Source organism: Christiangramia flava JLT2011 (assembly GCF_001951155.1).
In the GTDB taxonomy this organism is placed as follows: Bacteria; Bacteroidota; Bacteroidia; order Flavobacteriales; family Flavobacteriaceae; genus Christiangramia; species Christiangramia flava.
Map to the genome: position 1 here is coordinate 3,712,182 of NZ_CP016359.1, position 17,329 is coordinate 3,729,510.

General features: G+C 40.4%; 14 protein-coding genes and 1 tRNA gene. 4 read left to right on the plus strand and 11 right to left on the minus strand.

All coding sequences use genetic code 11. The features are described 5' to 3' along the window. Positions 1–75: 75 nt before the first annotated feature. From GRFL_RS16525 to GRFL_RS16555, 7 genes are all read right to left on the minus strand, one after another. Complete coding sequence (locus GRFL_RS16525; protein WP_083645650.1) at positions 76–1,089, minus strand: acyl-CoA dehydrogenase family protein; 1,014 nt, start codon at positions 1,087–1,089, stop codon at positions 76–78. Then, complete coding sequence (gene pnuC / locus GRFL_RS16530; RefSeq protein WP_083645651.1) at positions 1,064–1,660, minus strand: nicotinamide riboside transporter PnuC; 597 nt, start codon at positions 1,658–1,660, stop codon at positions 1,064–1,066. The genes GRFL_RS16525 and pnuC overlap by 26 nt, the downstream gene beginning before the upstream one ends. A gap of 177 nt (positions 1,661–1,837) precedes the next feature. Further along, positions 1,838–2,608, minus strand: a complete 771-nt coding sequence (locus tag GRFL_RS16535; RefSeq protein WP_083645652.1) for a M90 family metallopeptidase — start codon at positions 2,606–2,608, stop codon at positions 1,838–1,840. Between the two features lie 22 nt (positions 2,609–2,630). Continuing rightward, positions 2,631–6,200 (minus strand): glycoside hydrolase family 2 TIM barrel-domain containing protein, encoded by a 3,570-nt coding sequence (locus tag GRFL_RS16540; protein WP_083645653.1) that lies wholly within the window; start codon positions 6,198–6,200, stop codon positions 2,631–2,633. Between the two features lie 384 nt (positions 6,201–6,584). Then, the gene (locus GRFL_RS16545; RefSeq protein ID WP_236995822.1) at positions 6,585–7,265 is read right to left on the minus strand and encodes a response regulator transcription factor; all 681 of its coding nucleotides are present in this window, start codon (positions 7,263–7,265) and stop codon (positions 6,585–6,587) included. 13 nt (positions 7,266–7,278) lie between these two features. Beyond that, entirely contained in the window at positions 7,279–8,547 is a 1,269-nt protein-coding gene (locus GRFL_RS16550; protein WP_083645655.1) for a sensor histidine kinase, read from the minus strand. 272 nt (positions 8,548–8,819) lie between these two features. Then, entirely contained in the window at positions 8,820–10,442 is a 1,623-nt protein-coding gene (locus GRFL_RS16555; RefSeq protein WP_083645656.1) for an ArnT family glycosyltransferase, read from the minus strand. 200 nt (positions 10,443–10,642) lie between these two features. Between GRFL_RS16555 and GRFL_RS16560 the strand changes: the two genes are divergently transcribed. Then, positions 10,643–11,101 carry a hypothetical protein gene (locus tag GRFL_RS16560; protein ID WP_139839206.1) on the plus strand — a complete coding sequence of 153 codons (459 nt, stop codon included), beginning with the start codon at positions 10,643–10,645 and terminating at the stop codon, positions 11,099–11,101. A 68-nt stretch (positions 11,102–11,169) separates the two neighbouring features. Continuing rightward, the gene (mgrA, locus tag GRFL_RS16565; RefSeq protein WP_083645658.1) at positions 11,170–12,165 is read left to right on the plus strand and encodes an L-glyceraldehyde 3-phosphate reductase; all 996 of its coding nucleotides are present in this window, start codon (positions 11,170–11,172) and stop codon (positions 12,163–12,165) included. Here mgrA and GRFL_RS16570 read toward each other — a convergent pair. The 4 genes from GRFL_RS16570 to GRFL_RS16585 are packed head-to-tail and all read right to left on the minus strand — an operon-like array spanning position 12,162 to position 16,068. Further along, positions 12,162–13,133 carry a type I phosphomannose isomerase catalytic subunit gene (locus GRFL_RS16570; RefSeq protein WP_083645659.1) on the minus strand — a complete coding sequence of 324 codons (972 nt, stop codon included), beginning with the start codon at positions 13,131–13,133 and terminating at the stop codon, positions 12,162–12,164. The genes mgrA and GRFL_RS16570 overlap by 4 nt on opposite strands. Continuing rightward, positions 13,130–14,749 (minus strand): ArnT family glycosyltransferase, encoded by a 1,620-nt coding sequence (locus GRFL_RS16575; RefSeq protein ID WP_083645660.1) that lies wholly within the window; start codon positions 14,747–14,749, stop codon positions 13,130–13,132. The genes GRFL_RS16570 and GRFL_RS16575 overlap by 4 nt, the downstream gene beginning before the upstream one ends. After that, a complete protein-coding gene (locus GRFL_RS16580; protein ID WP_083645661.1) occupies positions 14,733–15,359 on the minus strand; it encodes a lipid-A-disaccharide synthase N-terminal domain-containing protein in 627 nt (208 codons plus the stop codon). The genes GRFL_RS16575 and GRFL_RS16580 overlap by 17 nt, the downstream gene beginning before the upstream one ends. Continuing rightward, positions 15,352–16,068: a glycosyltransferase family 2 protein gene (locus GRFL_RS16585; protein ID WP_083645662.1), complete on the minus strand. Its 717-nt coding sequence runs from the start codon at positions 16,066–16,068 to the stop codon at positions 15,352–15,354. Before GRFL_RS16585 ends, GRFL_RS16580 begins: the two co-directional genes overlap by 8 nt. Positions 16,069–16,416: 348 nt before the next feature. Between GRFL_RS16585 and GRFL_RS16590 the strand changes: the two genes are divergently transcribed. Next, a complete protein-coding gene (locus GRFL_RS16590; RefSeq protein ID WP_139839207.1) occupies positions 16,417–16,671 on the plus strand; it encodes a hypothetical protein in 255 nt (84 codons plus the stop codon). A gap of 201 nt (positions 16,672–16,872) precedes the next feature. Continuing rightward, a tRNA-Arg gene (locus GRFL_RS16595) sits at positions 16,873–16,946 on the plus strand. The last annotated feature ends 383 nt before the right edge of the window (positions 16,947–17,329 follow it).

The window sequence follows — 17,329 nt, forward strand, 5'->3', positions numbered from 1 at the left end:
AATTAAAGCTTCTTAACCCTGAATTTGAATCCTATCTTAAAATTTCCGATCAATTACCCGTCAGTTTAAAAAAGTTTAAGAATTGGGTTTACTGAAAATGTGATGCTGGGTGGCCGTAAAGTAATCCCGAAATACCTGGTTGATGGGTTGATCATAACTGGCCGCCCGAATGCCCAATTTCGGAAATATCGCGATCAGTTCTTCGGAAAGTTCCCGAACAGCACTTGCAGCGGTTTCATGGATTGGAGAAATTTCAGCGGTAAGTGGTTTCCCAGAATTCAGGCTCGCGGTAACCTCTTCCGCCATACTGAGAAGCTGAGCAAACTGTTCTGCTGATTTTACTTTCAAAACCTGTATGCCTGGATTTTCCGAAAACCTTTCAGCTTCTTCACAAAAATGACAGGCCATACCAATATAATTCACCCATAGCGTCAAATCGGCAAAAATCGAAAAAGGAATTTGATATAGGCTTCCTGACTGTTTTACCTCGTCATACTTAAAACTGAAGTTCCCGTGCAGCTTCACCGCGTCCACTTCGAACGAATTCGTCACCGTAGCTTTAAGACCCATAGTTTTCCAGTCCTGAACGATCCTGACCTGATCTTTAGGCAGGATGAATGACCGAAACTGCTTTTCGCCATTTTCATCATAGACAAAATCGCCATTTTTGACAAGATGAGCGTTCAAGGTGAAATGAGAAAGGTAACATGAACCGGTGGCGTATTTCCATTTACCAGAGATGATATAATTATCGCCCAATTGTTCAGCAGTTCCGGTTACCGACCCGCTGCCACCAAGGCACACTCGGGAATCGCTTCGGAAGATCTGCCCAGCGGCAATATCATCCAGATTTCCGACGAAAAAATTGGCGCCGCTGCAAAGAGTAACCGTCCATCCCAGGCTGCCATCGGTCTCTGATAATTTTTTCAGTAATTTTAAACCTTCCGAAAAAGATAATTCGCTACAGCCAAATTTCTTCGGAACCCAAATATTCCACCAGTTTTCCTTATCGATTTGCTCAAGAAGGGAAAGGTGAAATTCTTCCAACTGAAAACAATCTGCTCTAAGCTTTTGCCAATTCATGCTCATTTTCTATAATTTTCTTCCATTTTAAATAACCTGAAACACCCATTATAAAGAGAAAAACACTGAGTAACGCATACACCTGCAAACCTTTATAGAATAGCAGCGGAATCGCGATACTATTACTGATATTCAGGAATATCCAGTTTTCCATTTTCCGGTGCGCCATGAGCCACATTCCTGCCCAGGCAAAGGCGCTTACCGCAGCATCCCACAGCGGCACATCAGAATTGGTGTGATTAGACAGCCAGTAAAGCATCAGTAAAAAACAGCCTGCCACAATACCAAATGCGATAAGCCACTCTTCCCGGGAACTGTAAGTAATTGGTACCGGTGTACTTTCCCGGCCGTATTTCCAGTAAAGCCAGCCATACACACTCATCCCCAGGTAATAAAGGTGCAGGAGAATATCTGCATACAGCCGTGCCTCGTATAAAACCCACATCCCGATCACGATAGAAACAATCCCGAAAAGATAGTTGTGAATATTGTTTCTCCTGGAAAGTATAACCTGCACAATACCGAATGCGGTTGCCAGGCTTTGTAAACCAATCAATTTACCGAAGATATCTTCCATCTTAAAAATTTCAGTGAGGTGAAGATCCCGCGGCAACTATCATCTGTTTGTTGCTGGTTATTTCCCTACGCCGGCATTATCCGGATCAGGTGTGGAGCGAACTCCCGGGTATCATCTCAGCCTGCATAGCAAGCACCCCTTTTGTCAAAAGTAGGAAGTTTCCATTAAAACTTAAGCTTAATTCTGATTTTCCTGCTGATTGAAAATCTTGCTCAACAGGTTATACAGTTCAGGATGCTTTCTTCGGAAAAGTTTCGGGCGCTTGAAAAAATATTCACTGGCTACACTGAAAAATTCAATCTTGCTCGTGCCACCATACGGATTGATATCTGAATCTTTTGCCCTGATCTTATCGATTTCTTCATGCATTAAATTCAACCAGGGAAGCACATATTGTTGTTCCATGATACTTTCCGGAATGCCGTCTACCGCACCATCGGCTTTATCGATCAAATGGATGAACTCGTGAATTCCCACATTGGTCTTGGAAGAAGTATTTTCGAAACCGGCGATCAAGGCGGGACGGGAAAGGATCATTTGACGGTTTAACGTACCAGAACCCACTTTTCCCAAAATTCGACGGTCCTCTCCTTCGGTTTGATGATCTTCATTAAAGCTATCTTTATACAGAAGTACCTCGCTAATATTCCTGTAACGCAATTCCGGAAATCCAAAAAGCGGGATCACTGCGCTACTCGCAACCAGGATCCTGTCCAGATCGTTCACTTCCAACCCTACTCCGGTCACTCGAACATCACTGAGGAAATACTGTATTTCTTTTTCGAATCTTCGTTTATCAGCAGTTTTGAGGTGGGAATAGAACGCTACCTTTTCTTTCAGGATTTTACGCCATGGCAGGGGAAAATCAGAAAACTTCCTTTTTCTTTTCAGCCAGATACCGCCAATTATCAAAATGGCGAGAATCAACACCGGGATTACAAATTTCATCTGGCAATAATAGCAAAATTGCTTATTCTACGGTTTCGATCCTGAAGGCAAAATTGAGTTCCTGGTTTTCCGGGATCATATATTTATCCAGAGGAAGCGGCCCACAACTGGCGTTTCCAAGGCCTTGCTGAATTCTATCCAGATTTAAATAAGTTTTCGTGATCTTTTTTTCTCTCAATTCAAAATCATGATCAGTCTCCCATAATTCTTGATCTGTAAAAGGTATTGCGCTAAAAGAAAGAACATTCAGGGATGAAATTTTGAACGCCTTGCCGGAACCACTGCTCATCTCGATCCAACGTATATTTTCACGATTCCCCTGGCTTTGACTGTTAATGTATTCTTCACTTGCCATTTCTGAAACAGTTTTTTGGTAGCGTCCCACAAAAGCCGCCGTTTTCCTGTCAGTATAATTTTCTATTGGCCCTCTACCATACCATTCTATTTTATTGAATTCAGGATCAAGCTCCAATTGCAGACCCAACCGCCTAATTAGTGGCTCATTTTCGGGTTTTTTAAAAGTGGAATGAACTTCAATAGTTCCATTGGCAAAAACTTCGTAAGAAATATCATACTTCAGGCTTACTGCTGCTCCCGGCCTATCAATCAGAACTTCTTTTTCAGCTGTAAGAATGTAGGATTTTCCATCTTCGGCCTTACTGAAACTTTTTTTAATGGTGCTTTCTGAGGTCGGGTAATAGCGAAGATCTGTGTACTTATCATTAGAAATACTTCGGTACCAATTCAACTTAAAGCCTTCTGAATTGCGGAGTATTTCCTGATCGTCATAAATTAAGTTCTTTAAATTGAAATTTTCCGTATCAAAATCAACTTTAAATTGCTCTCCTGAAAGTTTAATACTATTCCCGGATTTCTCTACATGGATTCTCGGCAGCTCTTTCCTTGGGATTTTTGCAACTTGCAACCAATTGCCTATTCTGAATTGGTCCGAAGCCAAAACATGACCTTGTGGCGCCCATGCCGTTGCATGTTTTAGACTGAAATAAAAGTTGATGAAATATTCGTGATCGGCTGAAAGTTCGCTGGTTACCGGAACATGAATGATGGCACTGGCATCTGCGTTTAAATCAACAGTCGGTATTTCTCCACTTTCGATTGCAATACCGTCTTCGAGTAGTTTCCATGAAATTTGAAATTTGTTAAGATTCCAAAAATCGTAATCATTGGTAATTTTAAAATCAAAATCCCGATCTGTGATTCTTTCCATTTTCACATACTGGTACACTTTCTTCACTTCAGCCAGTTTTGCCGTAGGTTGCCTATTTGAAGTAACGATTCCGTTGGCGCAGAAATCATGATCATTGGGGCGATCTCCAAAATCTCCACCATAGAAAAAATGTTTGGAAGGTTCATTTGGTTTATTGATTCCCTGGTCTACCCAGTCCCAGATACATCCACCAATCATTCGGTTGGAGTTTTCTATATAATCCCAGTATTCCTGTAAATTGCCCATGGCATTTCCCATGGCATGATCATATTCACAAAGAAAATATGGTTTATCAGTAGCCTTTTTGTCAAAATTTTCCATGTCAGTGAGAGAAGGATACATATGAGAATCGATATCGGCTGCTTCATTTTTTCCCTGATAATGAACAGGCCTGGAGCCGTCAAGTTTTTTTGCCAGTTCATACATCGCAAAAAAGTTATCGCCTGAACCACCTTCATTTCCCAGTGACCAAAAGATCACAGACGGATGATTGATATCTCTTTTAATCATTCTTGACAGCCGGTCGTTAAAAGCTGGAATCCAGCTAGGGTTGTTGCTAATCCCCAAATTTCCATGATTTTCCAGGTCTGCCTCATCCATGATGTACAAGCCGAAATAATCATACATCGCATACATTTTCGGGCTATTGGGATAATGACTTGTACGAACAGTATTGATATTATTCTGTTTCATCATTTTAATATCCTGAAGCATCGAGGAAACGGGAATGGCCTTTCCGAATTGCGGGTGCGTATCGTGCCTGTTCACACCTTTAAAAAATACCAGTTTATTGTTGATATAGACCCGTTTATTTCTAATTTCGATTTTACGAAAGCCAAACTTGTTGGAGGCAGCCATTATTTCTTTGCCATTATCATCTTTCAGAATAAAAATTACAGAATAGAGTTTTGGATTTTCCGCTGACCATAATTCCGGGGTTTGGACTTTCCCTTTTAAATCAATCGAAACCTCAGAATATTTATCAATTTTATCGATCATTTGGTTCAGTTCTAAAACCTGTTTTCCTGATGAATCTAATACCGCTACTTCCAAGCTTAAATCTTTCAATTTTTTTCCCGAAAAATTCCTCAAAAGACTTGAAGTAGAAAATGTAGCTTCCGATAGATCTTGGTTAAAACGGGAGGACATTTCAAAATTCCTAATAGCAATTTTCGGATTGGCGACGAGATATACATCACGATGGATGCCGCTTAACCGGAACATATCCTGATCTTCCAGGTAACTACCGTCTGTCCAGCGATATACTTCTACCGCCAGCGTGTTCTTTCCCAGTTTTAAATACTCCGTAATATCGAATTCCGCATCATTGTTCGCTCCCTGGCTATAACCCACCTTGTGACCGTTGATCCAAACATACATCCCGCTGTAAACACCATCAAAATGCAAGAAAACTTGCTTATCCCTCCAGTTTTCAGGCAAATTGAAATCTCTTCGATAAGAGCCAACTGGGTTGACTTCTGTTTCATTGGTATAAGACTTCTGAGGTTGGATCAACGGCGGATTATTTAGAAAAGGATAGGTGAAATTGGTATAAATTGGGGTACCATAGCCATGCATTTCCCAGTTGGATGGCACAGGAATGGTATCCCACGAAGACACATCAAACTCCTCCTGAAAAAAATCTTTTGGGCGCTCAGCAGGGTTTGCAACCCAATTAAAAGACCAGTTTCCGTTGAGGCTTTTGTAAAATTCGGAATTTGGCTGAAGCCAGGGCTTAGAAAAAACACTATCTTTTTTTAAAGCTGCTATGCTAGGATAAGGATAGAACGTATTGTGACCGTCTTCCTTATTAATCGCAAAAATCTTTTCGTTTTCCCAATCTTTATCGCTCTTCTTTTTATCGTAAACAGATTTGGCGGTTATTTGGGTTGGTATAATCTGCCAAACGGTAGAGGCACCGGGAAACTGAAAAATCTTCTCGCCGGCATCATCAGTAGTTTCATAAGAAAGTACCATCCCGTTACCGGCATGCGAAATAACATAACCCCCTGTTCCCGTTTGCCGCAATTGCCATTCCTGGTTAAGGTTGTCAAGGTTTATATCCCATTGAATCAACGCATTTCCACTGCCATTTTGCACATTTGCATTATCGATACTTTTGTTTGCCCTTGGATTTTTTATATTGAAATTCCCGTTTTTCAATTCCACTATTTGCCATAATTGGCCATCATCATTTTTATCTGGATTGACCAGAAATAATGGAGACTGATTATTCATAGAACCTTCATTTGAAATCACCAAATGGTTCTGAGATTCGATGCGATATAGGATATCTTGGTCGAATTGCTGGCTCAATGCCTGAAAAAATGACAAAAGAATTAGTGAATATTGAAAACCTTTCATAAATAGTGATGTAAATTTGCGGTTTCAATATAACTAAATCGATTTATTAAAAAAATAAAATATTAGTTTCTTGATTAGTTATTTCAGATTTTTTCCTTTGGTTAAATTCAGAATTCTCTGTAAATCAATCGATTGAAATTTTTAGCAAACTTTAACGTAAGTATTTTCTGAAATATATCTTAAACATCTAGGATGTTCATCGATGATTTTTTACTTTTAAACCAGATTTTTCGTTTGATGCCCCAAATTATAAACGGAGAATGTTTAGATTTTCTTACTGTTTGATTCAGCAGTTGGAAAAATGGATTAAAGGAATCCTGTTTACAGGGTTCCTTTTTTCATTTAGAGAGGCCTTCGAATAAACTGGACTACGCATGATAATTGTTACTTCCTGTTATCATGATCCTTAAGAATAAAGCCTTTGCCATGAACGTTTTCAATTGAGAGATTACCGTCATGCTGCAAGTATTTCCGAAGCCTTGAAATAAATACATTTAAACTTTTACGGTTAAAATAATCGTTCTCTCCCCAAAGTTTTACGAGGATTTCTTTATGTGAAGCCAGCTGATTCTTGTGTTCGATAAGGTGGGCAAGCAAATCAGCCTCTCGCGAAGTTAACGAGTAATTTTCCTGGTTGTGCCGTAATTGCTGCGTGTTGGTATCGAGTTCGTAATCCCCTATTTTCAGAAATTCCTGCTCCGGCAATTTTGCTGGCTGTAAGCGGGAAAGAATTGCCTGTATCCGTGCAACCAGCTCCTCTTCATCGATTGGTTTTTTAATATAATCCACAGCTCCCAGTGAAAATCCTTTCAAAACATCTATTTTCAAGGAACGGGCCGTCAGGAACAAAAACGGGATTTCGGGAGCAGTTTCTTTCATCTTGCCTGCGATCTCAAAACCATCGATATCCGGGAGCATCAGATCCAGAATGACCAGCGAAAAGTTCTCCTTTTCCAGCTTATCCAGCGCTAGTTTTCCTCGATTTACCCATTCAATCTCAAAACCTTTGATCTTCAGGTACTCGCTAAGCAGATATCCCAGAGATTCGTCATCTTCAACAAGCATTATTTTCGAATCGCTATTCATATCGCAAAGGTAAAGTTAAACAAATTGTGGTGCCCTGGTTTTCAAAACTATCCATTTCAATACGGCCTTTGTGCCTTTTCATAATTTCTGAAACATAGCTCAAACCAAGACCATAACCTTTGACACGATGTAAATTTCCGTTGGGCACACGGTAGAATTTTTTAAAAATATGCTGCTGTTGCTTGGCTGAAATTCCCATGCCGTTGTCTTTAATACAAATTTGAAGGTGCTTTCCAATCTTTTCGGCTCGGAGTGCAATCTCGGGTGCTTCGGAATATTTTTTAGCATTATCCAGAATATTGCTAATGGCATTTTCCAAATGAAACTTTTCAGCTTTCACGATATATTCGGCTCCTTTCAATTCATAGGTGAACTGAAAGTTTTCCACACGAGCCATCGTTTCAAAATCTTCACAGGATTTCTTCAGAAGCGGATAAACATCCTGCTCCTCTAATTCGAAAAGCTTTTTCCGGCTTTCCAGGTTTCCGAGTTCCAGGACCTTGTCGATATGTTTTTTCATCCGCTCTACCTGCTCACGCATCATCTTCAGCACTGTATGCTGCTCTGGTGTTGCACGCTCTTCCAGCAGTTTGGTAGCAAGACCTATTGAAAAAACCGGGGTTTTCAGTTCATGGGTGAAATTATTGATGAAATCGTTGGTAGTTGTAATCACATTCCGTTGCCAGTAAAAAGAACGGAGAATCCAGATGATGACCAGGATGATGGCGATAATGAATATGAGGCTTGGTAAGGTAAGTCCGTTTAATTGCGATAAGAAATAAGTATTCAGATCATGGAATTGCAACTCAAGAATTATGGGTTTTTCAACCAGCTCGGGTAAAAATCCTTCCAACAGCATGGGGTATCGAACCAATTGGTCATTGTTTTCATCCAGCATATTCGGTGCTTCGAGACTGATGACAGAATCCCTCGTGTAAAGCCTGTATGAAAAGTCTGTTTCAATACCATTGCTTACCAGGTCATTTTTAATATAATCATAGAGAAAATGACTGGAAGCATCAATAAGACTGTCATTGCTCAGGCGGAAATAATCATCGTGCGTGAAGCTTTGGGCCATCAAAAAGGTTAGCTGATTTTCCACATACAGATCAGCCCGAATATCTTCTATGGCATAGGCAATCTTGCGATCAAACTGCACTTTTGCAAGGTTTAACCCAATGCGGAGATACTGGTATTGCACAATGAAAAGCCCCAATACCGAGATCACAAGAACACCAATATATAACTGCCTTTTATTCAAAACTGGAACTATATTAATTAAAATTCGCTTTCCGACTTCAAAATTTGAATTTCATTAATATCATTAATCTTTCATTAATCTTTTTTGACTTCCCCTTAACCGTTTTATAGGCTTTGATGACATAGCTTTGTACTAGTTGTTCGCCTATGGAATGACTTTTGTTTAGAATTCATAAGAGGCTCCAAAGGGATAGTATTAAAGCTCACAACACAAACAAGATACTCCTTTTTGAAGTCCCAATAAAAAAGCCCGCTTCGTGCGGGCTTCTTTTTTCAATAATAGATCTTCCACTTACCGGCTTCATCCATTTGCTTCGATTCCAATAAAGTTTGTAGCTCCCCGGGTAATGTTGTTCGTCCTTTCAGTATAAAAACATTATCCTCTTCCTCCAACATCCTTTTGAACCTGTTCCAATCATTTTCTTCGTTGATATCAAGGTAATAGTTCTGGTAGCGCTCGTTTTGCTCAAACTGTACTTCGCGATTCGTATTATACCGGTCATAGTGAACGGTTACGGTAGGCCTGTCCAGGTAATATGCCGTTGAACTTAGCCGCTGATCATAAATAACAATATTTTTGGCATCGTCAAGCCCATCAGCTTTTAGTTTTTCTACCAGTGCTTTGGTTGTATTGATCAGGTAAGGATTTTGATTGCCTACCATCGCGAACGATATCAGGACCATCGTTGTAAAAACGTAGGTAAGTCCCATTAAGAGTCGGTTGCCGCTGGATCTTCTCCAGAGCACCACGGTAAACCCTCCAATTAATGCGATCACGAGAAGTCTTGATATCCAGCTTAACTGAAGGACTCCAAAGAAAGGAAGCACTGCAAGGGCGAGTAACACCAAGGCGATCAGGATATAGTACGTCCGTATAAATGCTTTTTGAAAACCTTCGGAAATTTGATGAAGGTAAAAACCGCCGATCATCGCAACCATTGGAAAAACCGGCAAAATGTATAAAATAAGTTTCGATGAAAAAGCTGAAAACATTAGGAATAGCAAACCTCCAGACCACATTAGCGCCTGGATTTCCTTGTTGAATCCTGTCGTTTGTTTTTTGTAATTTTTAAACAGCAAAATCAAAGAATATATAAACCACGGTAGTCCAACTGCGGGAGCCAGAGCAAAGAAGTACCAGAATGGCTGGTCCCGGTGAAATTTTTCTGCGGAAATCGCGCGATCTACCGTATGCTTCTGAAAGAAATAATTCCACAGTTCCGGCATCTCCCTGATGATCACGATAAACCATGAGGCGGAAACCAGCGCAAATAATGCAAAACCTAAAACATGATGGATCGTCAAACGCCATTTCTCCTTAAAGATGATCTTCCATGGAATAGTAAAAACCAGCACTGGTAAGATAATAACCGGTCCTTTATTCAAAAAGCCGAGTCCCATAAAGAAATAGCAAGCATAGAGCGCCAGCAGTTTTTCCTTCTTCTTATACACCAGCCAGGAATAGATACTGGCCAATATTAGGGCAACAAGGTAAGCATCTGTGGTAAGATTGCGGGTAGCGATCAATACCAGCGGAAAACTTAAATAGATGACTGCGGAATAGAATGCAACTTTTTCATTTTTGAAAAGTAATTCGGCAATTTTATATATCAGAATTAACTGTAATAGTAAACATACCTGAAGGAAGAATCTTGCACCAAATTCATTGATACCGAAAATTTGATACCCCAGGGAGGTGATATAATACGTTAGTGGCGGTTTATGGAAATGCTGAATTTCCAGTAATCTGGGATGTACATAATCTCCAGAAAGTACCATTTCTCTACTGATTTCAGCGTATCGAGCTTCACTGCTTTCCGTAAGGCCCCAACTTCCCAGGCCCAGATTGATGATGATAAAGGTAATTCCCAGGAATAAATAAAATTTCAATTTCACGATAAACCGATATTTGGTTGATTAACGGGCACGAAAGTAATCAATTTTAAAAAGTTTAACAGGTAAAAATTGAGTAGTCTGACAATCAGAATGTTAAACCTTAGCATACAAATGTTAATCCTTAAAATTAACTTAAAAATATACAATAGCTTTTTTAAATTAGCGTTGAAAACAAAACCAAACAAAAGACCTCTACCCCAATGAAGACATTCAAAATGTGTATCGTGCTGATATCTTTTGGCCTGTTACTTTCATGTGATACAGACCAGGATGATATTTCCCTTTCTACTGCTGAAGCGGCTCAGCTTAACATCATGGTAAAATCAGGCAACTGGCAAATTTCCAAATTTGAACTGGATAATGATGATAAGACCGCGAACTACGCAAGCTATGAATTTTCTTTTGAAGAAAACAATAACCTCAAAGCTTCCCGAACCGGAGACCAACAGGTAGGAACCTGGAGGGTTTCCAATGATTCTGGAGATGAGTACGATAGCTACAACGACGTAGATTTCAACATTTTCTTCAGTACAGGCTCCAAACTGGGAGAACTCACGAATAATTATGACGTGATCTCGGCAACTGAAACTGAAATAAGACTCGATCTTCAGGAAAATCCAAGCGGGCGCACCGCCTTACTGGTCTTCAGCAAAAACTGAGATTAGGCAGCCAGATTTCTTGTTTTCTTCAGGAATGCTTTGCAAATTGCAGGAACTAAACTATAGCAATGAGCACGTACCTTCCAAAAGAAAACCGTTACGATAATATGGAATACCGCCGTTGTGGCAAAAGCGGCATTCGTTTACCATTATTGTCCCTCGGCCTGTGGCACAACTTTGGTGACCATGACGACCTGGAAAATTCCAGGCAAATTTTACGAACCGCATTTGACCACGGCATCACTCATTTTGATCTTGCCAATAACTACGGCCCGCCCTACGGTAGCGCGGAAAAGAATTTCGGAAGAATATTTTCAGAAGATTTCAAGCCTTACCGCGATGAATTGATCATTTCCACCAAAGCCGGCTGGGATATGTGGCCCGGGCCATATGGGAACTTTGGTTCGCGTAAATACCTTATTGCCAGCCTGGATCAATCCCTAAAAAGAATGGGACTGGAATATGTGGATATTTTTTACCACCATCGCCCAGATCCTGATACACCACTGGAAGAGACCATGCTCGCCCTGGATCAGATTGTTCGACAGGGTAAAGCTCTATATGTTGGGATCTCGCAGTATAATGCTGAAGACACCACGAAGGCTGCCCGTATTCTGAAAGAACTGAATACGCCATTTCTCATTCACCAGCCTCGATACAATATGATGGATCGCTGGGTGGAGGATAAACTATTGCATACTTTGGACGAATTTGGCCTGGGCAGCATTGTTTTCTCTCCTTTGGAACAGGGAATCCTGACTTCCAAATACCTTGACGGTATTCCAGCTGATTCGAGAGCAGCTACGGAAGGAAGCTACCTGGATAAAAATACGATCACTGAAGATCTTGTTTCCAAAATAAAGAAACTGAACGACCTCGCTTCCAAACGTGGCCAGAGTCTCGCTCAAATGGCCGTGGCCTGGTTACTGAAAGATACCCGCGTCACTTCAGTACTTGTTGGAGTAAGCAGGGTTTCGCAACTCGAAGATAACCTGGAAGCGATCAAAAACATCCAGTTTAACAGGGAGGAATTACAGCAAATCGATGAGATTCTTGGGTATTAAGCGATAAAAACTTCTAAAAGTTCTGCTCCGCTTCCTGTGATCTTGATATCATTTAAAATTGCAGGAAGCAGCAAACTTTCACCCTTCTGAAGGATTTCAGAATGTTTGCCCGCATCAATCTTCACTTCTCCATCCACACACATATAAATAACAAAAGAATCAAGTTCTGAATAATCTTTCTGGACTTCCCCGTTTACCGGAAGGTAATTGGTCGTGAAATATTCACAGGAAGCCACTTCTGAGGATTGATTTTCCTTTTTTTCATAGCTGAGCTGGTAATCATCCTTCTTCTCAAAATCGATGGCATCAATCGCAAGCGCTGTATGCAGTTCCCGGCTGTTTCCTTCATCATCCACGCGATCCCAATCATAAATTCGGTAGGTAATATCTGAAGTTTGCTGAATTTCAGCCAGCAAAACGCCCGCGCCAATGGCATGTACTTTCCCGGTATTGATAAAAACCGAATCTCCTTTGCTCACTTCCTCAAAATTCAAAAGATCGGTGATCTTTCCATTCTCAAGATGTTCCAGATATTCCCTTTTTTCTACGCTTTTATTGAAACCAATATTCAGCTTGGCACCTTCATCGGCCTGCATGACGAACCACATTTCAGTTTTTCCGAAGGAATTATGGCGTTGTTTAGCCAATTCGTCGTTAGGATGCAATTGTACCGAAAGATCTGTTTTCGCATCGATGAATTTGATGAGTAGCGGAAAATCATTTCCAAATTGCTTATAGATCTTTTCCCCAACCAGTTTTGCCCCATATTCTTCGAGCAATTCCTGAAGGTTCTTGCCAGCTTCACTGCCATTATCTACTACTGAAATATGCCCTTTTACTCCTGAAATTTCCCAGCTTTCCCCTACTCTGTCACGAGTTGTTGGTTTGTTTAAAACATCACGAAGCTTACTTCCTCCCCAGATCTTGTCCTGGAGAATTGGTCTGAATTTTATGGGGTAATCAATCATTTGGTTGGTTTTTGGATTAGGTAAATGTTACGAAACAGGCGGTCCTTATGTTTATTCCCCACCGGATTCATATCGATATAATCTAATTTTTCAATTCGGTAAGACGAAAATACCGATTTCATTTCACTTGTCTCTTCCTCGGTCGCCAATAATAAAAATTTATTCCCGTCAGGTAACTGAAAATCCTTTCCATCCCATAGCCTGGGAACCGGTTTTCCGTATTCCCAGATCAGCTCGGGCGTAAAGTTTTTAAACTCATAGGCCTTTAACCCAAGATCAGCTTCGTATAAACTAAGGGTCTCACTGCTTCGAAAGTCCGGGTTCACTTCAATTTTTTGGGCCATTGGCAAACCAAACGTGAGCACGCTGATTATGAACCAGATACTCAGGTAAAAAACCTGTCTTATTTCCTTTTTCCGGAGAAAATAGATCATCAATACGGCAATAGTTACCAGGCACAGGGACAGCAGGAGAAACCAGGGCCAGATATTGGCCATTTTTGCACCGAAATAGATCGTTCCGGCAATCGGGAAAGCGATACCAACCAAAGCGATCAATGAATAATTGAAAAATAGGACCCAGCTCTCTTTGATGTGCATTTTTTTGAAATTGGCAAAGACGTATTCCAGGTAAAGGCCCGTTGTGATGGCTAGCGGAAACAAAACGGGTAAAAGATAGCGCGGTTTTTTCTCAGGGATGAGTGATAATAAGATCACAGCTACTATGGTCCAAAGCCAGGAAAATCTGTAAACTTCAGTATTTTGGACTCTATTTTTCAGGTAAGGGTAAATCAGGCTAACCAGCGCCAGCACCGTCCATAAACCCGACTGGATAAAGAAATTCCAGTAATAGTAAAAAGGTCGCACGTTATAATCGAGCCATCTGCCGGCCTCGCGATTGGTTATTTCAGTAACATCTGAATAATCAAAAAAGTACACATAGAGGCTCCAGGAAGCAGCTATGACGGTCGCGATCAGCAACATCGAAATAAAGGGAAAAAGACTTGCTTTGGAAAATTTACTTCGATAGACAATCCAATAAGCGATAAGAAATGGCAGTAAAAGCGCGTAAAAAGAGACGGGGCCCTTGCTGAGGAACGAGCAGCCGATCAATAACCCTGCTATCAGCGCGTTTCTCCAGACTTTTTCCTTTCGGAAAAAACCTATTAAACAGTAAACTGCCCAAAGCATAAAAGAATGTGTAAAAATATCCCACTGGCCATCCCTCCCTGAAAGTAAAATGTAGAACGATGTGGCAGCTACCAATCCCGTGGTAAATGAGAGACTCGAATTGGCAGTAAGTTTTTCAGTTATTTTAAACACCGCGAAAACACTCAGAATTCCCATGATCGCTGCGGGCAGCCTTAGGGCAAACAGGCTTTTCATTCCCAGTATAAACATGGAAATGGCCGTCATCCAGGTTGGCAATGGCGGTTTCTCGTAGCGCGCCTCGTTATTCATGGTCGTAAAGATCCAGTGATCGAAATTTATCATTTCCCTGGCGGTGATAAAGTTCCGCGCTTCCATGATATTAACGAAAATGGCGTCCAGGTTGATCAGGAAAATAGCCGAACAAACCAGCAAAAGCAACAAAACATAATTATCCCTTACTTTCATTTTTCTGAATTACGATATTTCGAAGGTACATCACGATCCCAATTCCGTGCCCTGCCAAAAGAACGGGGTCTTTTCGAAAAATCCCGTATACTAATATCAGGCTGGAACCGGCAAGGCTTAAAAACCAGAAACCCATGGGTAACGACGAGATCTTTTTTCTTTCAGAATACACCCACTGGTACACGAATCTCAGGGTGAAAATGAGTTGTGCCACCGAGCCCAGCATGAGTAACCAGAAAGGAATATCTTCGTTGCGGAAGAGTCGCTTGGCGTTGTAAATATCATTATTAAAACCATAGAGCACCAGTAGTAACGGAAAGATCCACAGGAATATCTGAAGGAGCTTCGGCAATCGTTTCCACTCTCCCTGTAACTGTAAATTCCGAATGTATATAAAGTACGTAATGGTCTGGCCGAACATAATGGCAAAATCATCGCGCAGGTATCCGTACACGAATAGTAAAAAGGCGGCCAGGATACTGAGCCACCAGAAAATCACGGGGGTAATGATCTTTTTACTTTTCTCGGAAAGGAACCATTGCAGTACCATTCTTCCCGAAAACAGGAGTTGCGCCAAAAAGCCCAGCCCGAAGATGAGCAATTTACTCATCTGCTGATCTTACTTTATAATTGATATAAGATTTTTTCATCCATACATAAGCGAAACAATCCAGCAAAGGCCCCATGAAACGATTCTTAAAACTGTATTTTGATACCCCTGCCAGTCTTGGGTAATGCGGAATTTCAACCTCTGTGATAATGCCATTCTGCAGAAGGATCATGGCAGGTAAAAAACGCTGCAGCCCTTTAAACATCGGAATCTTCTTGGCATAAGAGGTTTTCATTACTTTCAATGGGCAGCCCGTATCATGCATCTGGTCGTTGGTGAACATGATCCTGATCCCATTTCCCACCTTGGAAGAAATCTTTTTTACCACAGAATCTTTACGTTCTTTCCTCCAACCGGTAACCAGGTCGTATTCTCCAAGAAGTGGCAGCAATCTTTCAAAATCTTCAGGATAAGTTTGAAGATCGGCATCGAGATACCCCAGGTATTCGGTGTCACAATGATCGAAAGCGGCTTTTAAAGCGGCGCCTTTTCCAAAGTTTTGCTCAAATATCAGGCACCCAAAATGCTCGTTTTCCAGACAGAATTGCTGAATAAGTTCACTGCTCCCATCTGAAGAGCCATCGTCTACCAGTAAAATTTTAGTAGATAATGAAGCCTTCGGCAGATATTCCTTTAATTGTATAAAAAGTTCCGGAAGGCAATCTTTTTCGTTGAAAACCGGCACTATGATCGTAAACTGGTAGCTCATGCTTTTGCTATAGATTCTGGATCAACATCCATGATCCATTCCCCCGAACTCAACACAATCTGTAAATAATATTGTGTTTTATTGTAGGCTAACAAGATGTCTGCGGCCTGCTGCTCACGCACTGGCGAGGCAGAAATTTTCAATAAGAATTCGGGCATAAATAAGATTAAGAAAATTTGCCGCTAAATTAAGACATTTTTAATAACTCACAGAATGTCATTTTACCGATTATTTGATGCTATTCATAGAATTTTTAATGTTTGCTCGCCGACGGTTTAAACAAATAACTATATTTAACTGCCCAATTCTATTATGCTCCTGCTTGGCAAGACTAAAAAAACTTTGGTTATGCTACAGCAACAGGATTTTATCGTCACTACAGAAGAAGAATTTCAGCAGATAGAAAGCGTGAAATCGCATATCGAAGAAATGCACCACAGAGGCAGTTTCTTTCATCTTTCTTTAAAAGCTCTAGAACTGATCAGGAGATTCAACAATTTATATGTGGAAGTTTTTGAACGCCACAATGAATCATCCAGTATGGTCAACCAACTACTCGTAACGGCGAAAATTCTTGAAGCAGAGTTTGTTCAGGAAATTTAAAATTCAATAAATAACTTATATTCAAAGACTTTCCATAACGGGGAGTCTTTCTTTTTTTACCCCATTATTTTTTTAAAAAAAATTCATTGTTTTATTTATAAAGAGGTTTATATTTGCAACCGCTTAAATGGTCGCGTAGCTCAGCTGGATAGAGCATCTGCCTTCTAAGCAGGCGAATTTGACATACAGAATTGCACCACCGGTCGCGTAGCTCAGTTGGATAGAGCATTTGCCTTCTAAGCAAACGGTCGCAGGTTCGAATCCTGCCGCGATCACTGTAAATAGGGACTTCCGAAAGGTTTGTCCCTTTTTTTATGGTTTAAAAATATGGTAGCATTCGGCGCTAACAGTTTCTTTAAATATGCGTTGTTCTCTTAGTCATTTCATAAATACGCACAGTTTACGCACACTTTTAGGAATTTTAACATATACCTATAAAATTTAACACAATTTGATTGATTTTTGATTAACCCAAGTAATTTTTTCGATAGAGAAATTTATCTTTCCATCAAAACCTTTAGAAATTAAACTCGAAAAATTCTGGGTCAAGAGTCTATAGAATGAAGAATGTTCTTCTATCTCTCATATTTATATTAATTAAAGAAAATTAATTCTCATTTTTTCAAATCAGTTTCCGGTTTCTAACAATTTGATTCCT